The organism is Micrococcaceae bacterium Sec5.7, from assembly GCA_039636785.1.
Taxonomy (GTDB): domain Bacteria; phylum Actinomycetota; class Actinomycetes; order Actinomycetales; family Micrococcaceae; genus Arthrobacter.
The window spans coordinates 880,710-895,458 of sequence record CP144169.1; the positions used below are offsets into that span (position 1 = coordinate 880,710).

The 14,749-nt window shown below is 64.9% G+C and carries 15 protein-coding genes, 1 pseudogene and 1 riboswitch; of the genes and pseudogenes, 8 read left to right on the forward strand and 8 right to left on the reverse strand.

Annotated features, from left to right (window positions below; translation table 11 throughout):
* Nucleotides 1-145 precede the first annotated feature (145 nt).
* From V3C33_04035 to V3C33_04045, 3 genes are read left to right on the forward strand one after another with little or no spacing between them, the layout of a single operon-like run.
* Nucleotides 146-850, forward strand: coding sequence for an ABC transporter ATP-binding protein (locus V3C33_04035; protein XAS68488.1), 705 nt, complete (start codon nt 146-148; stop codon nt 848-850).
* On the forward strand, nt 847-2,883 hold the full coding sequence (locus V3C33_04040) for a YhgE/Pip domain-containing protein (GenBank protein ID XAS68489.1): 2,037 nt from the start codon (nt 847-849) through the stop codon (nt 2,881-2,883). Before V3C33_04035 ends, V3C33_04040 begins: the two co-directional genes overlap by 4 nt.
* Complete coding sequence (locus tag V3C33_04045) at nt 2,880-3,527, forward strand: TetR/AcrR family transcriptional regulator (protein XAS68490.1); 648 nt, start codon at nt 2,880-2,882, stop codon at nt 3,525-3,527. Before V3C33_04040 ends, V3C33_04045 begins: the two co-directional genes overlap by 4 nt.
* Nucleotides 3,528-3,684: 157 nt before the next feature.
* On the opposite strand, the gene V3C33_04050 is transcribed toward V3C33_04045, so the two are convergent.
* The gene (locus V3C33_04050) at nt 3,685-3,864 is read right to left on the reverse strand and encodes a hypothetical protein (protein ID XAS68491.1); all 180 of its coding nucleotides are present in this window, start codon (nt 3,862-3,864) and stop codon (nt 3,685-3,687) included.
* A 183-nt stretch (nt 3,865-4,047) separates the two neighbouring features.
* Complete coding sequence (locus V3C33_04055) at nt 4,048-5,169, reverse strand: EamA family transporter (GenBank protein ID XAS68492.1); 1,122 nt, start codon at nt 5,167-5,169, stop codon at nt 4,048-4,050.
* Between the two features lie 72 nt (nt 5,170-5,241).
* Between V3C33_04055 and V3C33_04060 the strand changes: the two genes are divergently transcribed.
* The gene (locus V3C33_04060; GenBank protein ID XAS68493.1) at nt 5,242-6,162 is read left to right on the forward strand and encodes a LysR family transcriptional regulator; all 921 of its coding nucleotides are present in this window, start codon (nt 5,242-5,244) and stop codon (nt 6,160-6,162) included.
* Nucleotides 6,163-6,199: 37 nt separating this feature from the next.
* Here the strand turns inward: V3C33_04060 and V3C33_04065 are convergent, their stop codons facing one another.
* Both V3C33_04065 and V3C33_04070 read right to left on the reverse strand, forming a co-directional pair.
* Nucleotides 6,200-6,727 carry a histidine phosphatase family protein gene (locus V3C33_04065; GenBank protein XAS68494.1) on the reverse strand — a complete coding sequence of 176 codons (528 nt, stop codon included), beginning with the start codon at nt 6,725-6,727 and terminating at the stop codon, nt 6,200-6,202.
* Nucleotides 6,728-6,946: 219 nt separating this feature from the next.
* Nucleotides 6,947-7,819, reverse strand: a complete 873-nt coding sequence (locus V3C33_04070; GenBank protein ID XAS68495.1) for a winged helix-turn-helix domain-containing protein — start codon at nt 7,817-7,819, stop codon at nt 6,947-6,949.
* 738 nt (nt 7,820-8,557) lie between these two features.
* Here V3C33_04070 and V3C33_04075 point away from each other — a divergent pair.
* From V3C33_04075 to V3C33_04090, 4 genes and pseudogenes are all read left to right on the forward strand, one after another.
* Nucleotides 8,558-9,298 (forward strand): response regulator transcription factor, encoded by a 741-nt coding sequence (locus V3C33_04075; GenBank protein ID XAS68496.1) that lies wholly within the window; start codon nt 8,558-8,560, stop codon nt 9,296-9,298.
* A 26-nt stretch (nt 9,299-9,324) separates the two neighbouring features.
* A pseudogene (locus V3C33_04080) lies at nt 9,325-10,677 on the forward strand (HAMP domain-containing sensor histidine kinase).
* A gap of 94 nt (nt 10,678-10,771) precedes the next feature.
* Nucleotides 10,772-10,936: riboswitch (cyclic di-AMP (ydaO/yuaA leader) on the forward strand.
* 5 nt (nt 10,937-10,941) lie between these two features.
* The gene (locus tag V3C33_04085; GenBank protein XAS68497.1) at nt 10,942-11,697 is read left to right on the forward strand and encodes a hypothetical protein; all 756 of its coding nucleotides are present in this window, start codon (nt 10,942-10,944) and stop codon (nt 11,695-11,697) included.
* Between the two features lie 184 nt (nt 11,698-11,881).
* Nucleotides 11,882-12,082 carry a YdeI/OmpD-associated family protein gene (locus V3C33_04090; GenBank protein ID XAS68498.1) on the forward strand — a complete coding sequence of 67 codons (201 nt, stop codon included), beginning with the start codon at nt 11,882-11,884 and terminating at the stop codon, nt 12,080-12,082.
* Here the strand turns inward: V3C33_04090 and V3C33_04095 are convergent.
* From V3C33_04095 to V3C33_04110, 4 genes are all read right to left on the reverse strand, one after another.
* A complete protein-coding gene (locus tag V3C33_04095; protein ID XAS68499.1) occupies nt 12,063-12,740 on the reverse strand; it encodes an HAD-IA family hydrolase in 678 nt (225 codons plus the stop codon). The genes V3C33_04090 and V3C33_04095 overlap by 20 nt on opposite strands.
* 54 nt (nt 12,741-12,794) lie before the next feature.
* Entirely contained in the window at nt 12,795-13,172 is a 378-nt protein-coding gene (locus V3C33_04100) for a glyoxalase superfamily protein (GenBank protein XAS68500.1), read from the reverse strand.
* A gap of 67 nt (nt 13,173-13,239) precedes the next feature.
* Nucleotides 13,240-13,875, reverse strand: a complete 636-nt coding sequence (gene upp / locus V3C33_04105; protein XAS68501.1) for a uracil phosphoribosyltransferase — start codon at nt 13,873-13,875, stop codon at nt 13,240-13,242.
* 12 nt (nt 13,876-13,887) lie between these two features.
* Nucleotides 13,888-14,688, reverse strand: a complete 801-nt coding sequence (locus V3C33_04110) for a phosphatase PAP2 family protein (protein ID XAS68502.1) — start codon at nt 14,686-14,688, stop codon at nt 13,888-13,890.
* Nucleotides 14,689-14,749 lie beyond the last annotated feature (61 nt).

Below are 14,749 nucleotides of genomic sequence, written 5' to 3' on the forward strand. Positions count from 1 at the left end.
CCCGAATCCGGCGATGTCTGTGCGTTTTTGGGCCTCAAGTGTCCGTTCATGCTGACTGTTTGGTCACATGGCAGACATTCTATTTGAACTGACCAGTCAGTTCGGTTAGCCTTGGTGTGGATAAACAATCTGCGAAAGGCCACCATTGCTCTCCGTACAACAGCTCCATGTGAACGGTCGACAGGATGATCTGCTCCCGCCCACCTCACTGCAGGCCAAGCGCGGCGAACTCCTGCTCGTTTCCGGCGATCGCCAGGACCGGCGCACGGCACTCGCACTCACCCTCAGCGGCCGGATGAAGCCCACCGACGGCCTCATCAGCTGGGACGGCAAGGCCAGGATCAAGCCGCTCCGCCTCGCAAGCGCAATCGTGGATTCCCCTGGTGTCAACGAACCCGAACAGCACCTGAGCGTGCGCGATCTGGTCACCGAGGACCTGGCCCTGATCCCCCGCCGCTACCGCGGCGCGCTCCTGAGCAAGCCGTGGCTCAAGGTCAACCGCTTCGAGGATATCGCGGACCTGTGGGCGGAGCAGCTCCCGCCGGAACGCCGGATCGAACTTCTCACCGCCCTGGCCCTGGCCAACCCGCACACCGACCTCCTGGTGGTGGACTCCCCCGACCGCCACGGCGCAGATGTTGCGAACTGGCTTCCGCGCCTCGAAAGGCTGGCGTACGACGGCGGCCGGCCGCTCGCCGTCGTCGCCACCGTTACTGCCCTCCCGGACAACTGGACTGGACCTGCCGCGGTGATCGGCAACTCAGTCCGCCATGCCGGATCAGCCCGGGCCGACGCAATCCTGCCCGTAGAACCGAATCAAACCCGACTCGAAACCGAGGACGTAAAGTGACTGTGCTGCGGCTGGCCCGCTCCGAACTCAAGCGCATGACCGGCGGGCTGCTGCCCAAGCTGACCATCCTGGCCCTGGCCCTGGTGCCGTTGCTGTATGGCGCCGTGTACCTCTACGCGAACTGGGATCCGTACGGCAATCTGAACCAGATCGATGCTGCTCTGGTGGTCGAGGACGCGGGTGCCAAGTCGAGCGACGGCACCGAGCTGCAGGCAGGCAAAAAGGTGGCGGACAGCCTGGTTGACGGGCATGTGTTCAACTGGAAAACGGTGCCGACCGCGGAGGAAGCCGATCAGGGAGTCAGCAGCGGCAAGTACGCGTTCGCGCTCAAGATCCCCAAGGATTTCTCCACAAATCTGGTGTCCCCCGGCAGCTTCGACTCCGCCAGCCAGGCCATGCTGAACGTCACCACCAACGATGCCAACAACTACCTCCTGAGCACCATCGTGGACAAGCTGACCACCGCCGTTCACTCCACCGTGGCCAAGGAAGTGGGCGAGGAAACGGCCACCCAGCTGCTCACCGGGTTCGGCACCATCCATTCACAGATGCTCAAGGCGGCCGACGGCGCGGGGAAGCTGGCCGACGGTGTTGCCACGCTCCGGGACGGCACCGTGACGCTTCACGCGGGCACCACCGAGCTGAGCAACGGCGTCGGCGAGCTGTACAACGGACAGGTCAGACTCCGGGACGGCGCCAATCAGCTGACCTCGGGTGCCGGCCAGCTCAGCAGCGGGTTGACGCAGCTGAAGGACAAAACGTCTACCCTGCCAACCGATACCCAGACGCTTGCCAACGGCGCGGCCCAGGTGGCCGCCGGCAATGCCGCGCTTAACACAAAAGTTCAGGACGTCGTCGGGCAACTCGAAGCCGCTGACCAGGGCGTCAGGACGCGTGTGGTGGAGTCAAACAGCCGCCTGATTGCCGCCGGGGTCCTGACCCAGGAGCAGGCGGATCAGATCCTGGCTGACTTTGATGCGGCTGCCGTGTCCAGCCCGGTTGCCGATGCCAAGGCAAAAATCCAGACCGACGCCGCCCAGATCCAGCAGCTCTCGGACGGCTCCGCGGCCGTCAGTGCAGGCGCCGCCCAGTTGGCGGGTGCCACCCCCGCCCTGAAGGATGCCATCGTCCAGGCATCAAGCGGTGCCGACCAGCTCCACACTGGTTCGGCCACGCTGGCGGCGGGCGAACAGACCGCGCTGGACGGTGCGGGCAGGCTCGCCGAAGGAGCGCGGAAGCTCGACGACGGCGCGGCCAGGCTTGAGAGCGGCGCGGGAACCGCAGCCCAGGGCTCCCGGACCCTGGCCGCCGAGATCGCCAAAGGCGCCGGCCAGGTGCCCAACCCCGACGACGCCCAGAAAAGCAGTCTCTCCGAGGTCATTGCGGACCCGGTTGCCGTCAGCAACGTCTCGCAGGCGAAAGCCAGCTCCTACGGGGCCGGACTCGCCCCGTTCTTCCTCACCCTGGCCCTGTGGATCGGTGTGTTTATGCTGATCCAGGCCATGCGTCCCATCACCCAGCGGGCCTTGGCGTCGAACGCGCCGGCGTGGAAAATCGCCGTCGGGGGCTGGCTTCCGTTCCTGGCCGTATCAGTGGTGCAGGCGAGCCTGCTGACCCTGGTGGTAGATGTGGGGCTGGGGCTGAACCCGGCGCATCCGGTATTGATGTGGCTGTTCATGCTGGCCGCAGCCATGGCGTTCAGCGCCATCATCCAGGGCGTGGTGGCGTTGCTCGGATCGCCCGGCAAGCTGGTGGTGCTCATTCTTCTGGTGCTGCAGCTGGTGTCATCCGGCGGCACGTTCCCCTGGCAGACCACTCCGCAGCCACTGCATGTGGTGCACGAGATCCTGCCCATGGGCTATGTGGTGACCGGCATGCGGCACCTGATCTATGGCGCGGACCTGTCCATGATTCTCCCCACCGTGCTGGGCCTCCTTGGCTACACCTTGCTTGGAGCCGCATTGTCCACGCTGGCTGTCCACAAGCACAAATTCTGGACCCTGAAGACCCTGAAACCGGAGATCGCCGTATGAGCACGCTGGAGAGCGGCACGCCGCAATCCGGTGCCGCTGAATCCGGCGAGAAGAAGCTCCGCCCGGAACGCACCAACGTGACCAAACAGAAGCTCTTCGAGGCGTCCATGGAGCTGATCGGCGAACGCGGCGCGGCCGGAGTGACCGTAGATGAAATCGCCGCTGCGGCCGGCGTCTCCAAGGGGACCGTCTACTACAACTTCGGCAGCAAGTCCGATCTCATCGCGCAGCTGCTCCGCCATGGTGTGGACATCCTGCTGGCCCGGCTTCTGAGCGTGAGGGGTGATTCCGCTGATCCGCTGGTGGCCATGGATGCGATGATCGGCCAGGCTATGGACTTCATGGCGGAATACCCGTCCTTTGCCCGGCTCTGGGTCAGCGAAAACTGGCGCACGCCCAGCGAATGGCAGGACACGTTTGCCGAACTCCGGAGCCGGCTGCTGGAAGTGATCGGCGCGGCCATCGAAGGCGTGGCTGCCGTTTACACCGTGGACCGGTCGATCTCCCGCGGCAGCCTGGAGACGGCCATCTTCGGAGCCTGCTTTGTGGTGGGACTTGACCGGCAGACGTACAGCCCCGAGCGCACCCGTGACCAAAGTGTTGCAGCCATCATGGCTATCATGCGCGGCTACGTGGTGAAGTAGCCTTCCCGTCAGCGATGATTAGTCCCATGGGCCACATGGGTAACAGCGGGAAGACCGCCATCGGAGCGGTTTTTGCTGCCCTGGGCATGCTGGTGCTGACGGCCATCACCCTGGAAGAAGCGGTGATGTTCACGTTTCTGGGTGTGGTGGCGGTTGGTTACGTGGCATCCGTCGCGGAAGTTTTTGCCCGACGGCGGTACTTGGCCGTGGTGTTGGGCAGCCTGGGGACCAGCCTGTTCATCGGCTTCACCATTGCGTTCCTTCGCATGTGGGGGCTTGCGTTCAACCAGGACGCGGCAGCCCTCGGAACGGCGGTGACCACCAAGGATTCGGACATCTACTTCTACCTGGCGGCGGTCACCGGGTCCCTGACGCTGCTGGTGCTGTTCGGCGGAGCTGTGTGGCCTGCCGGCAAGCGGCTGCGTGCACGTTCCAGGATCTCAACGTCCAAGCGGCGGCCGGCATCCGCCGCGGCTCGTCCAGCAGCTCGTCCAGCGGCCAGGCCGGGGCAGCGCCCGGCTCAGGGAACCTCGACCTCTCGGGGTGCCGCTTCGCGGCTGCCCGCTTCACGGGTGCCCGCTTCACGGGTGCCCGCTTCACGGGTGCCCAGTTCCCGGGTGGCGGCAACGCCAGCCAAGCGTCCGGCGTCGCCCGCGTCTTCGGTCCGCAAGCCGGCGGCCAAGTCTTCTGTGCCCAGGGCCTCTGGGCCCAAGTCTGCCGCACGCAAACCGGCCGCCAAGCCGGAACCCCGCCGCTGATCCGCGGCTTTCACCGGCGAACGGAAGCGGAGCACCGCCGTCGCAACTCCGCCGAGCAACAGCAGTCCGCCGGCCAATTCGGCCGGTGACGGCACCTCACTGAGCGCTAGCCACGCCGCCGTCATGCCCACCACCGGAACCAGCAGAGTGAACGGCACCACCGCCGACGACGGGTAGATGCTGAGCAGCCGGTTCCAGATCCCGTAGCCCACGAGGGAAGCGAAAATGGCCGTATACATGGCACTCAGGATGGTGGCTGGCTGCAGGTCCCCGAGCGTCACGGCGAAAGCGGCCGGTCCGTCGATGATCAGCGAAAGTCCCGCAAGCGGCAGCGGAACCACCGCCCCGGACCAGACCACAAGCCCCAGCCCGGACGCGGCTTTGGCCTTCCGTACGATGATGTTGCCGGCTGCCCAGGACAGCGCGGCGCCCAGCACAATGATGAGCGGCAGGATCGGCGCCACCGCGCTGCGCCCCACTGCCACTGTTGCCAGCCCCGTCACACCGAGGACGACGCCGGCCAGTTGCCGCCCGCTGGGCCGCTCTCCGAGGAATCCGGCGGCCAGCAAAACAGTGAGCAGGACCTGGGCCTGCAGCACCAGCGACGCCAGCCCGGCAGGCATGCCCAGTGCCATGGCCAGGTACAGCAGGCCGAATTGGCCCGCGCTCATGAAGAGCCCGACGCCGATGATCGCCTTCCAGCTGATGTCCGGTTTCCTGATGAAGAAGATCCAGGGAAACACCACCAGGACAAAGCGCATGGCAACGAAAAGCAACGGTGGCACTTCCCTGCCGTTTGTGTGCAGACCGAAGTCTATGGCCACGAAGTTGATGCCCCAGAGGGCGGCGACGAGGACTGCCAGGGCTGAATGACGTAGGTTCACGCACTCACTCTGACAGTCTTCAGCATGAAGCACCAGCGTTGAATTTGCTAAGGAACCATGTACATTTACTTCATGATTGACATTGTTTCGCTGCGCGCCCTGGCCGCGATCGAACAGCACGGCTCCGTGATCGCTGCGTCCGACGTTATGGGCTTCAGCCCGTCCGCCGTGTCGCAGCAGATCAAAAAACTTGAGAAGCAGACCGGCATCGCGGTATTGGAGCGCCGTGGGCGCGGCGTGCTGCTCACCGAGCGCGGATTGGCACTGGCTGCCTATGGCCGCAGGATCATGGCCGAACTGGAGGAACTGCAGTCCACGCTGCTGGCAGATCCGGCGAAGCCTAGCGGCCGTTTGAAGCTTGTTTCCTTCTCCACAGCCTGCCGTGGACTGGTGGGGCCCATGCTTGGCAGCCTCTCCGGGACCGGAACCGGTGCGGAACTGGACATCAGCGTGCTGGCCGAGGATCCCCGCGAGGCTGTGGCGCGTGTGGCCAACGGCGAGGCGGATCTGGGCATCGTCCACAACTGGAACTCCGTGCCGCTGGTCATCCCGGAACACATGACCCTTGAGTGGCTGTGCGAGGACATCGCGGACCTGCTCGTCCACAGCAGCCATCCGTTGGCCGGCCGCGAATCCGTGGAGCCGGCCGAGCTGCTGGACGAGCACTGGGTCAGCACTCCGCAGGGCGCCATTTGCAACGAGGCACTGCTGCGGATCTTTGCTGACCTGGGCCGGGTGCCTGATATCAAGGTCTACGATCCTGACTTCTCAACGCATATCGCCCTCGTGGAACACGCGGTTGTGGTGGCACTGGTGCCCCGGCTGGGCCGGCCCGCCTTACCCTCCGGTGTGGTGGCCGTGCCCGTGGTGAATCCGGTGCAGGCACGGCAAGTGGGCATGGTGCACCGCAGGACCATGGCGGCCAGCCCAGGTATCCGGCATGTGGCAGGCCTTCTCCGCGAAACTGCACTGGCAATCGGACTGCCCCACTAGGCAAGTGGATTCCCGCGGAGCCTTGGGGCTGAATCCGCTAATGTGCGCGGGGTACCTTGAAGTGCGTGAGCCTGGCGTCCTGGCCATCCAGTTCAGCCCAGGTCTTGTCGGTCTCCATAACGGTCAGCGCGCTTGTTGGAAAGCGGGTGGCGGCGTCCATGTAGGCGTCGTGGCTGGAGTCACGTGAGGCGAGATGCATGGCCAGGTCCTGCACTCCGGGCATGTGGGAAATCAGCATGAGCGTGGTGACGGTGTCCGGAACCTGGTTAACGACGGCGAGCATCCGCAGCGCGGAAGTGGCGTACAGTCCGTCCTCCAGTTTCGGCGTCGGGGCCTTATCCCCGAGTTCCGCACACACCCACGTGCAGGTCTGACGCGTACGTAGGGCGCTGGAGCACAGGATGAAATCGGGAACCACACCGTGCTTTAGCAGCCACTTGCCGGCCAGCGGCGCCTCGCGGTGGCCGCGCTCTTCCAGCGGCCGGTCGTGGTCGGCCACGCCTCCGGGCCAGTCGGCCTTGGCATGGCGCATGATGACCAGCCGCTTAATGTGATGCCCGCTCATGCCCCAACCCTACTATCCCAACTGACTCGCAATCGTTGTCGCTTAGGGGCGTCAAAACGACACCAACTGCGAGTCAGTTGGGTAATTCAGCCGCGGAGGCACATGCTCGCGGGGCCCCAACTCCAACGCAAAAGGCGGCACATCCCGTCAGCGGCGTTGTTGCGTGAGGTACGAGCGCAGCCGCAAAGGGATCGTGCCGCCTTTAGGCGTGGTTGGGAACTAGATGGAATATTCCGGAGCGGCCCAGACCACTACTTCGGGGTGCTCATAAAAGCGGTAGCCCTGGCCCCGAACTGTACGCACGGTATTGGCGAGGCGTCCCAGCTTCGAGCGGAGGCGGCGGATGTGGACGTCGATGGTGCGCTCGTTGGGCACCTCTTCGGCATTGCGCCACAGGCCCTCAAGCAGTTCGTCGCGGCCGACTGTCCGGGTCCCGTTCTCTACGAGGTAGTTGAGCAGCTCGAATTCCTTGAACGTCAGGTTAAGGGATTCGCCGTCGAGGTGGACTTCGCGGCGGGCCAGGTCAATCAGGACGCCGGACGGGCGGGGTTCCTGGGCCTGCTGCAGCCGGGCGCTTTCGGAGCGCTGGCGTGCGTTGACCGTGGGATCACCAAAAGTGGAACGGACGACGTCGAGCGCGGAACCGGGGGCGCTGGCCGGCGCCACTGCAACGGCGGCGTAGCTCTCTGCACCGGAGACCAGCGACTGGGCGTAGGCGCGGATTTCCTGGGCGAGCTTGGCAATGGATGTACCGGCGGCGGCCGCGGTTTCCTCATCAATGCCCATGTAGAGGACGAATCCGCGGGCCACGTTGTCGTTGGGCACAGGCCGGACGGAGTTGCCGTTGGCACCTGCGATGACCGGCGTGGGCGCGGTCATCGGTGCTGCTTCTGCGGCGGGAACGGCCCGGAGCTGGCCGTACGAATTCGGGTTGTAGCCCTGCGGCGCATAGCCGGGGGCCGCGAAGCTGTTGCCGGGGCCGGCGGGGGCGAAAGCCGGCCGGGCGCCGAAGCCCTGGCGAAGACCGGAGGGCTGACCGGTCTTGCTGGCGTTACGGACGGAGATGTGGACGTATCCGGATGCAACTGACATGGAATGCTTACCTCAATGTGAATGGCCGTCATCGCGGCTCGAATGCTAGGTTCCCCGCAATGAGATCTGGGGAGGGCGCCCGACGCTGGGCAGGGGGCGAATGCCTAAAAACTTTTTCGGGGGTAGGAAAGTTAGGCGTGCATTCGACAACAACGCATGTCGGCGTCAGCGGGTGCGCTGGGCCAATAGTCTGCGGCTGCAGGTGCTGTTGAGTTCTTGTTCACAATTAGAAGTGTGCAACGTAACAATGGGAACTTGCAAGTAACAATGGACCCACGCGTCCGCATCGTGAGACAGAATCCGGATTTGTGGTCCAAGTCACGATTCTGCAAGCCCAATAAAATAACAGTTGTTTTTCAGAACGATCGATCGGAAAACCTTAATTTCCGAAGAATCTTCGAGAAAGATGACTCTTGAGCTCTAAATATTCACCAAGCAATTCATTGTGAAAATTCCGCTCTCCCAATTCATGGGAAGTCCAGCCATGACGCTATCTGGACGAAGATTTCTAGACCGCCGGAGCCCCTGGCCCGGCCGGGGCGGCAGGAGAGGGCTGCCCTGCGCCCTGAGACGCCGGCGCCGGCCGCGATAACTGCAATGCCCGCAAAGCCCGCAATGGTCAGCTCGAACCACGCCCGAAGCCCCGCCGGACCCCGTCCAGCTCGCTAGGCTGGGATTCACAGCATGCGCACAGGATCCCCACAGCGCCGGCTGACCAGCAGATCGGAGAGTTGTCACATGGCCACTTCGCACTCCACGACAAACAACCTTCCCCAGCTCACCCACCCGGACGGCTCCCCCATCCGCGCCCTGGTGGTTGACGACGAACCCAGTCTTTCCGAACTCATGAGCAGGGGGCTCCGGATGGCCGGCTGGTCCGTTGCCGTAGCCGGCGACGGCCCCGCGGCCGTCAAGCTCGCCAAGGAGTTCCGCCCTGACGTCCTGGTGCTCGATGTGATGCTGCCTGGGTTCGACGGCGTTGAGCTGCTGAGCAGGATCCGCGCCTTTGCGCCGGAGGTGCCTGCGCTTTTCCTGACGGCCAAGGATGCCGTCCAGGACCGCATCACCGGCCTGGCGGCCGGCGGCGACGATTATGTGACCAAGCCCTTCAGCATGGAGGAAGTCCTCCTGCGTCTGCACCGCGTGGTCCAGCGCTCCGGAGTAGCCGCCATGGACACCGCTGAACTGGTGGTGGGAGACCTGGTTCTGAATCTGGACACCCGCGAGGTCACCCGCGCCGGCGACGAACTGCAGCTGACGGCCACCCAGTTTGAGCTGCTGCGCTACCTCATGGAGAACCCCAAGCGCGTGATCAGCAAGGCTCAGATTCTGGACCGTGTGTGGGATTACGATTTCGGCGGCCAGGCCAACATTGTGGAACTGTACATCTCGTACCTTCGCAAGAAGGTGGACGCCGTCCACCCGCCCATGATCCACACGGTCCGCGGTGCGGGCTATGTCATCAAGCCGGCGGACTAGGCTGTGCCCACCCTTTCCGCGGTTGGCTTAGCCAGGCCTCCCGTATTTCCAATGACGCCGGCAAGCCTCCGAAGGGCAATCCGAGCGGCCGCCCCGATCCGCTGGAGGCGAGAGGACAGGGTGTGGGGACCCTCTTCGCCCGCATCGAGAACGGCGAGGTGAGCAGTGCCGGCTTCCTGGCTTCTGACGCCAGCAGGGCCGCACTCTCCCCGGACGATGACCATGTGCTGTTGGACCTCAAAGAGGACGGAAACCCGGTTGACCGGACCCTGTCCACCGGCGCCTACCGGCTGGTGGCCGTGGAAACGCCCTATGGCGAGGTGATTCTCACAGGCTTGCCGCTTGCGGCCAAACAAAGCACCCTCACCTCGCTGGTGTGGACCATGGTCATTGTGTCCTTCGGCGGACTGGTGCTGATCGGCCTCGCCGGGACCGTCCTCATCCGACGCACCATGAAGCCGCTGGAGCAGCTGTCCGAGGTGGCCACCCAGGTTTCGCGGCTACCGCTCGACGCCGGCGAGGTGGCGCTCGGGGTGCGCGTTCCGCCGTCGAACGCCCACCCCGGAACGGAAGTGGGCAGCGTGGGCTACGCGCTGAACCAGATGTTGGACAACGTCTCCAACGCGCTTGAGGTGCGGCAGCAGAGCGAGATGAAGGTGCGCCAGTTTGTGGCCGACGCCTCGCACGAGCTCCGCACTCCGCTGACGGCCATCCGCGGATACACCGAGCTGCTGCGCATGACAGAGAACTTCACGCCGGACGGGACAAAGTCGCTGGCACGGGTACAGAGCCAGTCGGAACGGATGACAACCCTGGTGGAGGACCTCCTGCTCCTGGCACGGCTTGATGAGGGCCAGCCACTGAAGTTCAGCGAAGTGGACCTCACCCAGCTCGTGGTCGAAACCGTCAGCGATGAGAAGGTCATAGCCCCGGACCGCAGCTGGCGTCTGGAGCTCCCGGAGGACCCCGTGGTGGTCCGCGGCGATCCCTCGCGGCTGCACCAGGTGCTGGTCAATCTGCTGTCCAACGCGCGCAAGCACACCGGGCCCGGAACCACCGTGGTCACCGGCGTGATGCGCTCCGCCGACGGCAGTGCCGTCGTAACGGTAACGGACGACGGCGCCGGCATCGCGCCGGAGTTTGTCGGCCGCGCTTTCGCCCGGTTCGCCCGTGCAGACGCCGCCCGGGCAGGCACCCTTCCCGCCTGCTCCGGACCAGCCGCATCCGAAGGGACAAGCGGCCTTGGCCTGTCCATCGTGCAGTCGATTATGGAAGCCCACGGCGGCACTGTTGAAGTGACGTCACGTCCCGGACGAACCGAATTCGCCCTGCGACTACCTTCTCAGTCGAAAGCACAAGGCGACGCACCGGCGTCGTGATCTCTGTTACCAAAATGTGACTTAAGCGTTCGCCTCCTGTACCGTCGATTGAGTACGGCTCCCGTTCGGGCCGTATATCCGGATGGACGCCAAGCTCTGCCGCTTCCCGGATTCCGCTTGACCAGGCAGAGGCGGGGGACCCACGGTCCCGGGCAATTTCCGCAGCCGCCCTTGGGGTGAAGCCATCACGTGATGTTCCGTGTGGCCGGATGACCTCATCCGAACCCGACAGCTAACTCCGCAGGTGTTGAGAGGCTAATCACCATGTCTAAATCCAAGGTACAAACGCGCCCCGGCGGCGCGTCAACGCAGTCCCACGGCCGCCGGCGGCTCTCCCGTCACCGTGACGAAACAGCCACGGCAGCCACCGAAGCCGCGGCGAAGCCCGCATCAGGGCTGGCCCGGCCGGGAAACACCCCGTCCTTCCGGCAGCGCGCCGCAGTGGTCACCACTGCCTGCGCCGTGCTGATCGGCGTCGGCGCTGCAGGCCACGCTTCTGAGCCGAAAACCCCTGAAGCCGTCTCAGAGCCTGCCGCAGCCGAGTCCACGGCAGCACCCAGGCTGAACTTCGAGAAGACCCGAATCTCGGCCCAGCCTGCTCCCGCGAAAGCAAGCGTTGCTCCGCAGTCCGCAGAGGCTCCCGCTGCCAAGCCGGCTGCTCCCGTCGCGAAGCCCGCCCCCGTCGCGAAGCCCGCAGTGGCAGTAGCCGTGAACGACCCCGCCGGCGCGCAGGCATATGCCGCAAGCCAGCTTGGCTCCCACGGCTGGGCTGCGGACCAGATGCAGTGCCTGAACACGCTCTGGACCAAGGAATCCGAGTGGTCCACCACGGCCACGAACGCGAGCAGCGGCGCCTACGGGGTGGTTCAGTCCCTGCCTGCCGAAAAGATGGCGAGCGCCGGCGCGGACTACCGCACCAACTACCGCACCCAGATCAACTGGGGCATGGGCTACATCGGGGAACGCTACGGCTCACCCTGTGAGGCACTGAACTTCCACCTCGCCAACAACTGGTACTAAAACCAAGCCCGGCGCCGGGCATCTCTGGCTCATAGCCTGCTCTCCGGTTCCAACCACTTTTCGCTGGCCTTGGGCCCTGAATCCGCGTGATTCAGGGCCCAAGGCATTTTTTTATGACGCAATGGTGGTCAAATTTTGCGGACGGGTCGCGGAGCGCCGTGGCAGCGTGGGTTGGCCAACTTCAATGCGCAGACCGTGGGCGGGCCACCGTGCAGAACCTCACCGGTGCGAGGCTGCCGGGCCGGAAGCCCGGGCGTTTTATGCCGCGCTGAACCGCACTGCCCCGCGGCGGCATGTGGAGCCGATCGGCGAGGCTGAAACCGAGGAGGCCGGCTCGCGGCGGATCGCCAAAGTGGTGCAGGACCTCAAAGCCGGAAGGAAATAGTCCGCCGTCCGTCCTCGTCGTGCCCCACCGTCGCTGACACGGACGAGTAATCGGGGATCTGCGGCACGCCGTCCGGCAGCTCGCCCGTTTTTGACCCCACGGCAATGGTGCGGATGCCCGCCGCAAGACCGGCCGCGATGCCGGCCGGCGCATCCTCGAACACCAGGGCGTCAATCGGATCCACGCCCAGCAGCGCCGCCGCCCTGAGGTAGCCTTCCGGATGCGGTTTGCCGCGGGTCACGGCTTCGGAGGTGACCGCCGTCGCCGGCATCTCAAGGCCGGCGGCCTGCATGCGGACGCCCGCAAGGATCCTGTCGGCCGAGGTGACCAGCGCGACGGCGTCGGCGGGCAGGGATCGCAAGAGCGCCGCCGCTCCGGGCAGTGCCACGATGCCGGCAATCCGCGTCCGTTCCATCTCACCGAGCTCATCGACCAGCGCGTCGATGTCAGCCCCTGCCGGAGCGAAGCGGCGCACAGTATCCCTAGCCTGGATCCCGTGGGAGGTCCGCAGGATCTGGTCGATGTCCAGTCCGTAGCGGCCCGCGAATTCACTCCAGACCTGTTCCACGATTGCGGTGGAGTCCACCAGGGTGCCGTCCATGTCGAAGAGGACGGCACGGACGGTCAGGGTCATCACGGATTCAGCAGGCAGGCTCATCCACCTATCCTGCCCGTACCGCCGGCCTGCGGTACAACCCGTACGGGGTCAGTCCTAGCCGTTTGGCCGGCTCGGAATGTGCTGCACGGCCCATTTGTTGCCGTCCGGATCGGCGAAATAGACGAAGTGGCCCCAGTCCTGGACGTCGACGCCGCTGACGTCCACACCGTTGGCCTTCAGCTGGGCGTGCGCGGCCTGGATGTCGCTTACCACAAGCTGCAGGCTGGGAGCAGTGCCGGGAGGGGCGTCGTTGAGGCCTTCGCCGATGCAGATGGAGCAGCCGGAGCCCGGTGGAGTCAGTTGGACAAAGCGGATGCCATCGCTGGGCCGCTCGTCGTAGTCGGCGTTGAAGCCCACTTTGTTGACGTAGAAATCCTTGGCGCGGTCCACATCGGACACGGGGACAAACACAAGTTCAAGTTTCCAGTCCATGGACACAGGCTAGCTTCGACCCGGAAAAAACGAAAGGCTAGAACTCGGATGGCTGCTGGCGTATCAGCTAGCCGGCAATGCCGTAGAGGCGGTCTCCCGCATCGCCAAGACCCGGCACAATGTAGGACTTCTCGTTGAGTTTCTCGTCGATCGAGGCCAGCACAATGGTGACGTTGGCGTCGGAGAGCTCTTCCTCCAGCTTGGCAAGTCCTTCCGGAGCAGCCAACAGGCAGATGCAGGTGACGTCGGAGGCACCGCGTTTGAAGAGGAATTTGATGGCCTCGCGCAGGGTGCCGCCGGTAGCCAGCATGGGGTCCAGCACGAAGATCTGCCGGTCCGTGAGGTTCTCCGGAAGGCGCTCCGCGTAGGTGATGATGTCCAGGGTTTCCTCGTCCCGGGCCATGCCAAGGAAGCCCACCTCTGCGGTGGGGACCAGCTTGGTCATGCCTTCCAGCATGCCAAGCCCGGCCCGCAGGATGGGAACCACCAGCGGCGTGGGCTTGGTGAACGCGGTGCCGATGGTGGTGGCGACGGGGGTCTCGATCGTGACCGGCTGGGTGCGGACGTCGCGCGTGGCCTCATAGGCGAGCAGCGTGACGAGCTCCTCGGTGAGCTGGCGGAAGACCGGGGACGGAGTGTTTTTGTCCCGGAGAACAGTGAGCTTGTGGGCGACCAGCGGGTGGTCCACGACGAGTGTGCGCATGGGTCAAAACTATCACCCGGCTGAAGCGTTATTCCCTGGGTCCCGGGCGCCTGCGTCCGTTGTGCCCGGGTCCTTCCGGACGGCCGGGTGATCAAAGGTGGGCGCCGGGCCGGCATGTTCCTTGCGGCGGGCGAGATGGAAGAGCCGGTGGCCCAGAATCACGATGCCCAGCCAGGCCAGTCCAAGGAGCCATGCTGCTATGACGTCGGTCATCCAGTGGTGCCCCAGGAACACCCTGCTAAGACCCATGGCCAGCACAAATACGGCACCCGCGGCGATGATGGCCACGCGGGTGGCCGTCCGTTGGAGTTGCAGGCACGCCAGATACACCACTACGCCGATCACGACAGTTGTATTAAGCGTGTGGCCGCTGGGGAAAGACGGTGAGGATTCGTACGGCGCCACGGCATCCGCGTGGTCCGGGCGGGTGCGGCCTACAAGCCCCTTGCCCAAGGTCGTTGCTGTTACCGACACTGCCGCGGCGCCGCCCACCAGGATGATGGGGCGCCAGGTCCGGCTGGCAAATGTGAGCCAGGCCGTCAGGATGCTCGCCAGGATGGGCATGCCGACCCCGCCGCCAATGTTGGTGAAGGCCGTCACGGCTGCGTTCAGGCCCGGACTCCGCAGTTGCTCGGCGAGCGAGAGAGCGGGTTTGTCCAGGCTGGCCAGGCCTGCGTCGTCAACCACGTTGTCGTAGACTTCAGCGCCCATGAGTGCCAGCGCCACCACGATCGCCCCGCCCACCAGCAGAGTGATCCAGAGGGCGGCGTACGGAACCACCCAACGCCCCCAACGCTCAGCAATGGATTTCACGTCGACTCCCGGCTCATCTGCTGTTCTGTGTTCAACGGCTACCTCAAGGTCGAAACTATCA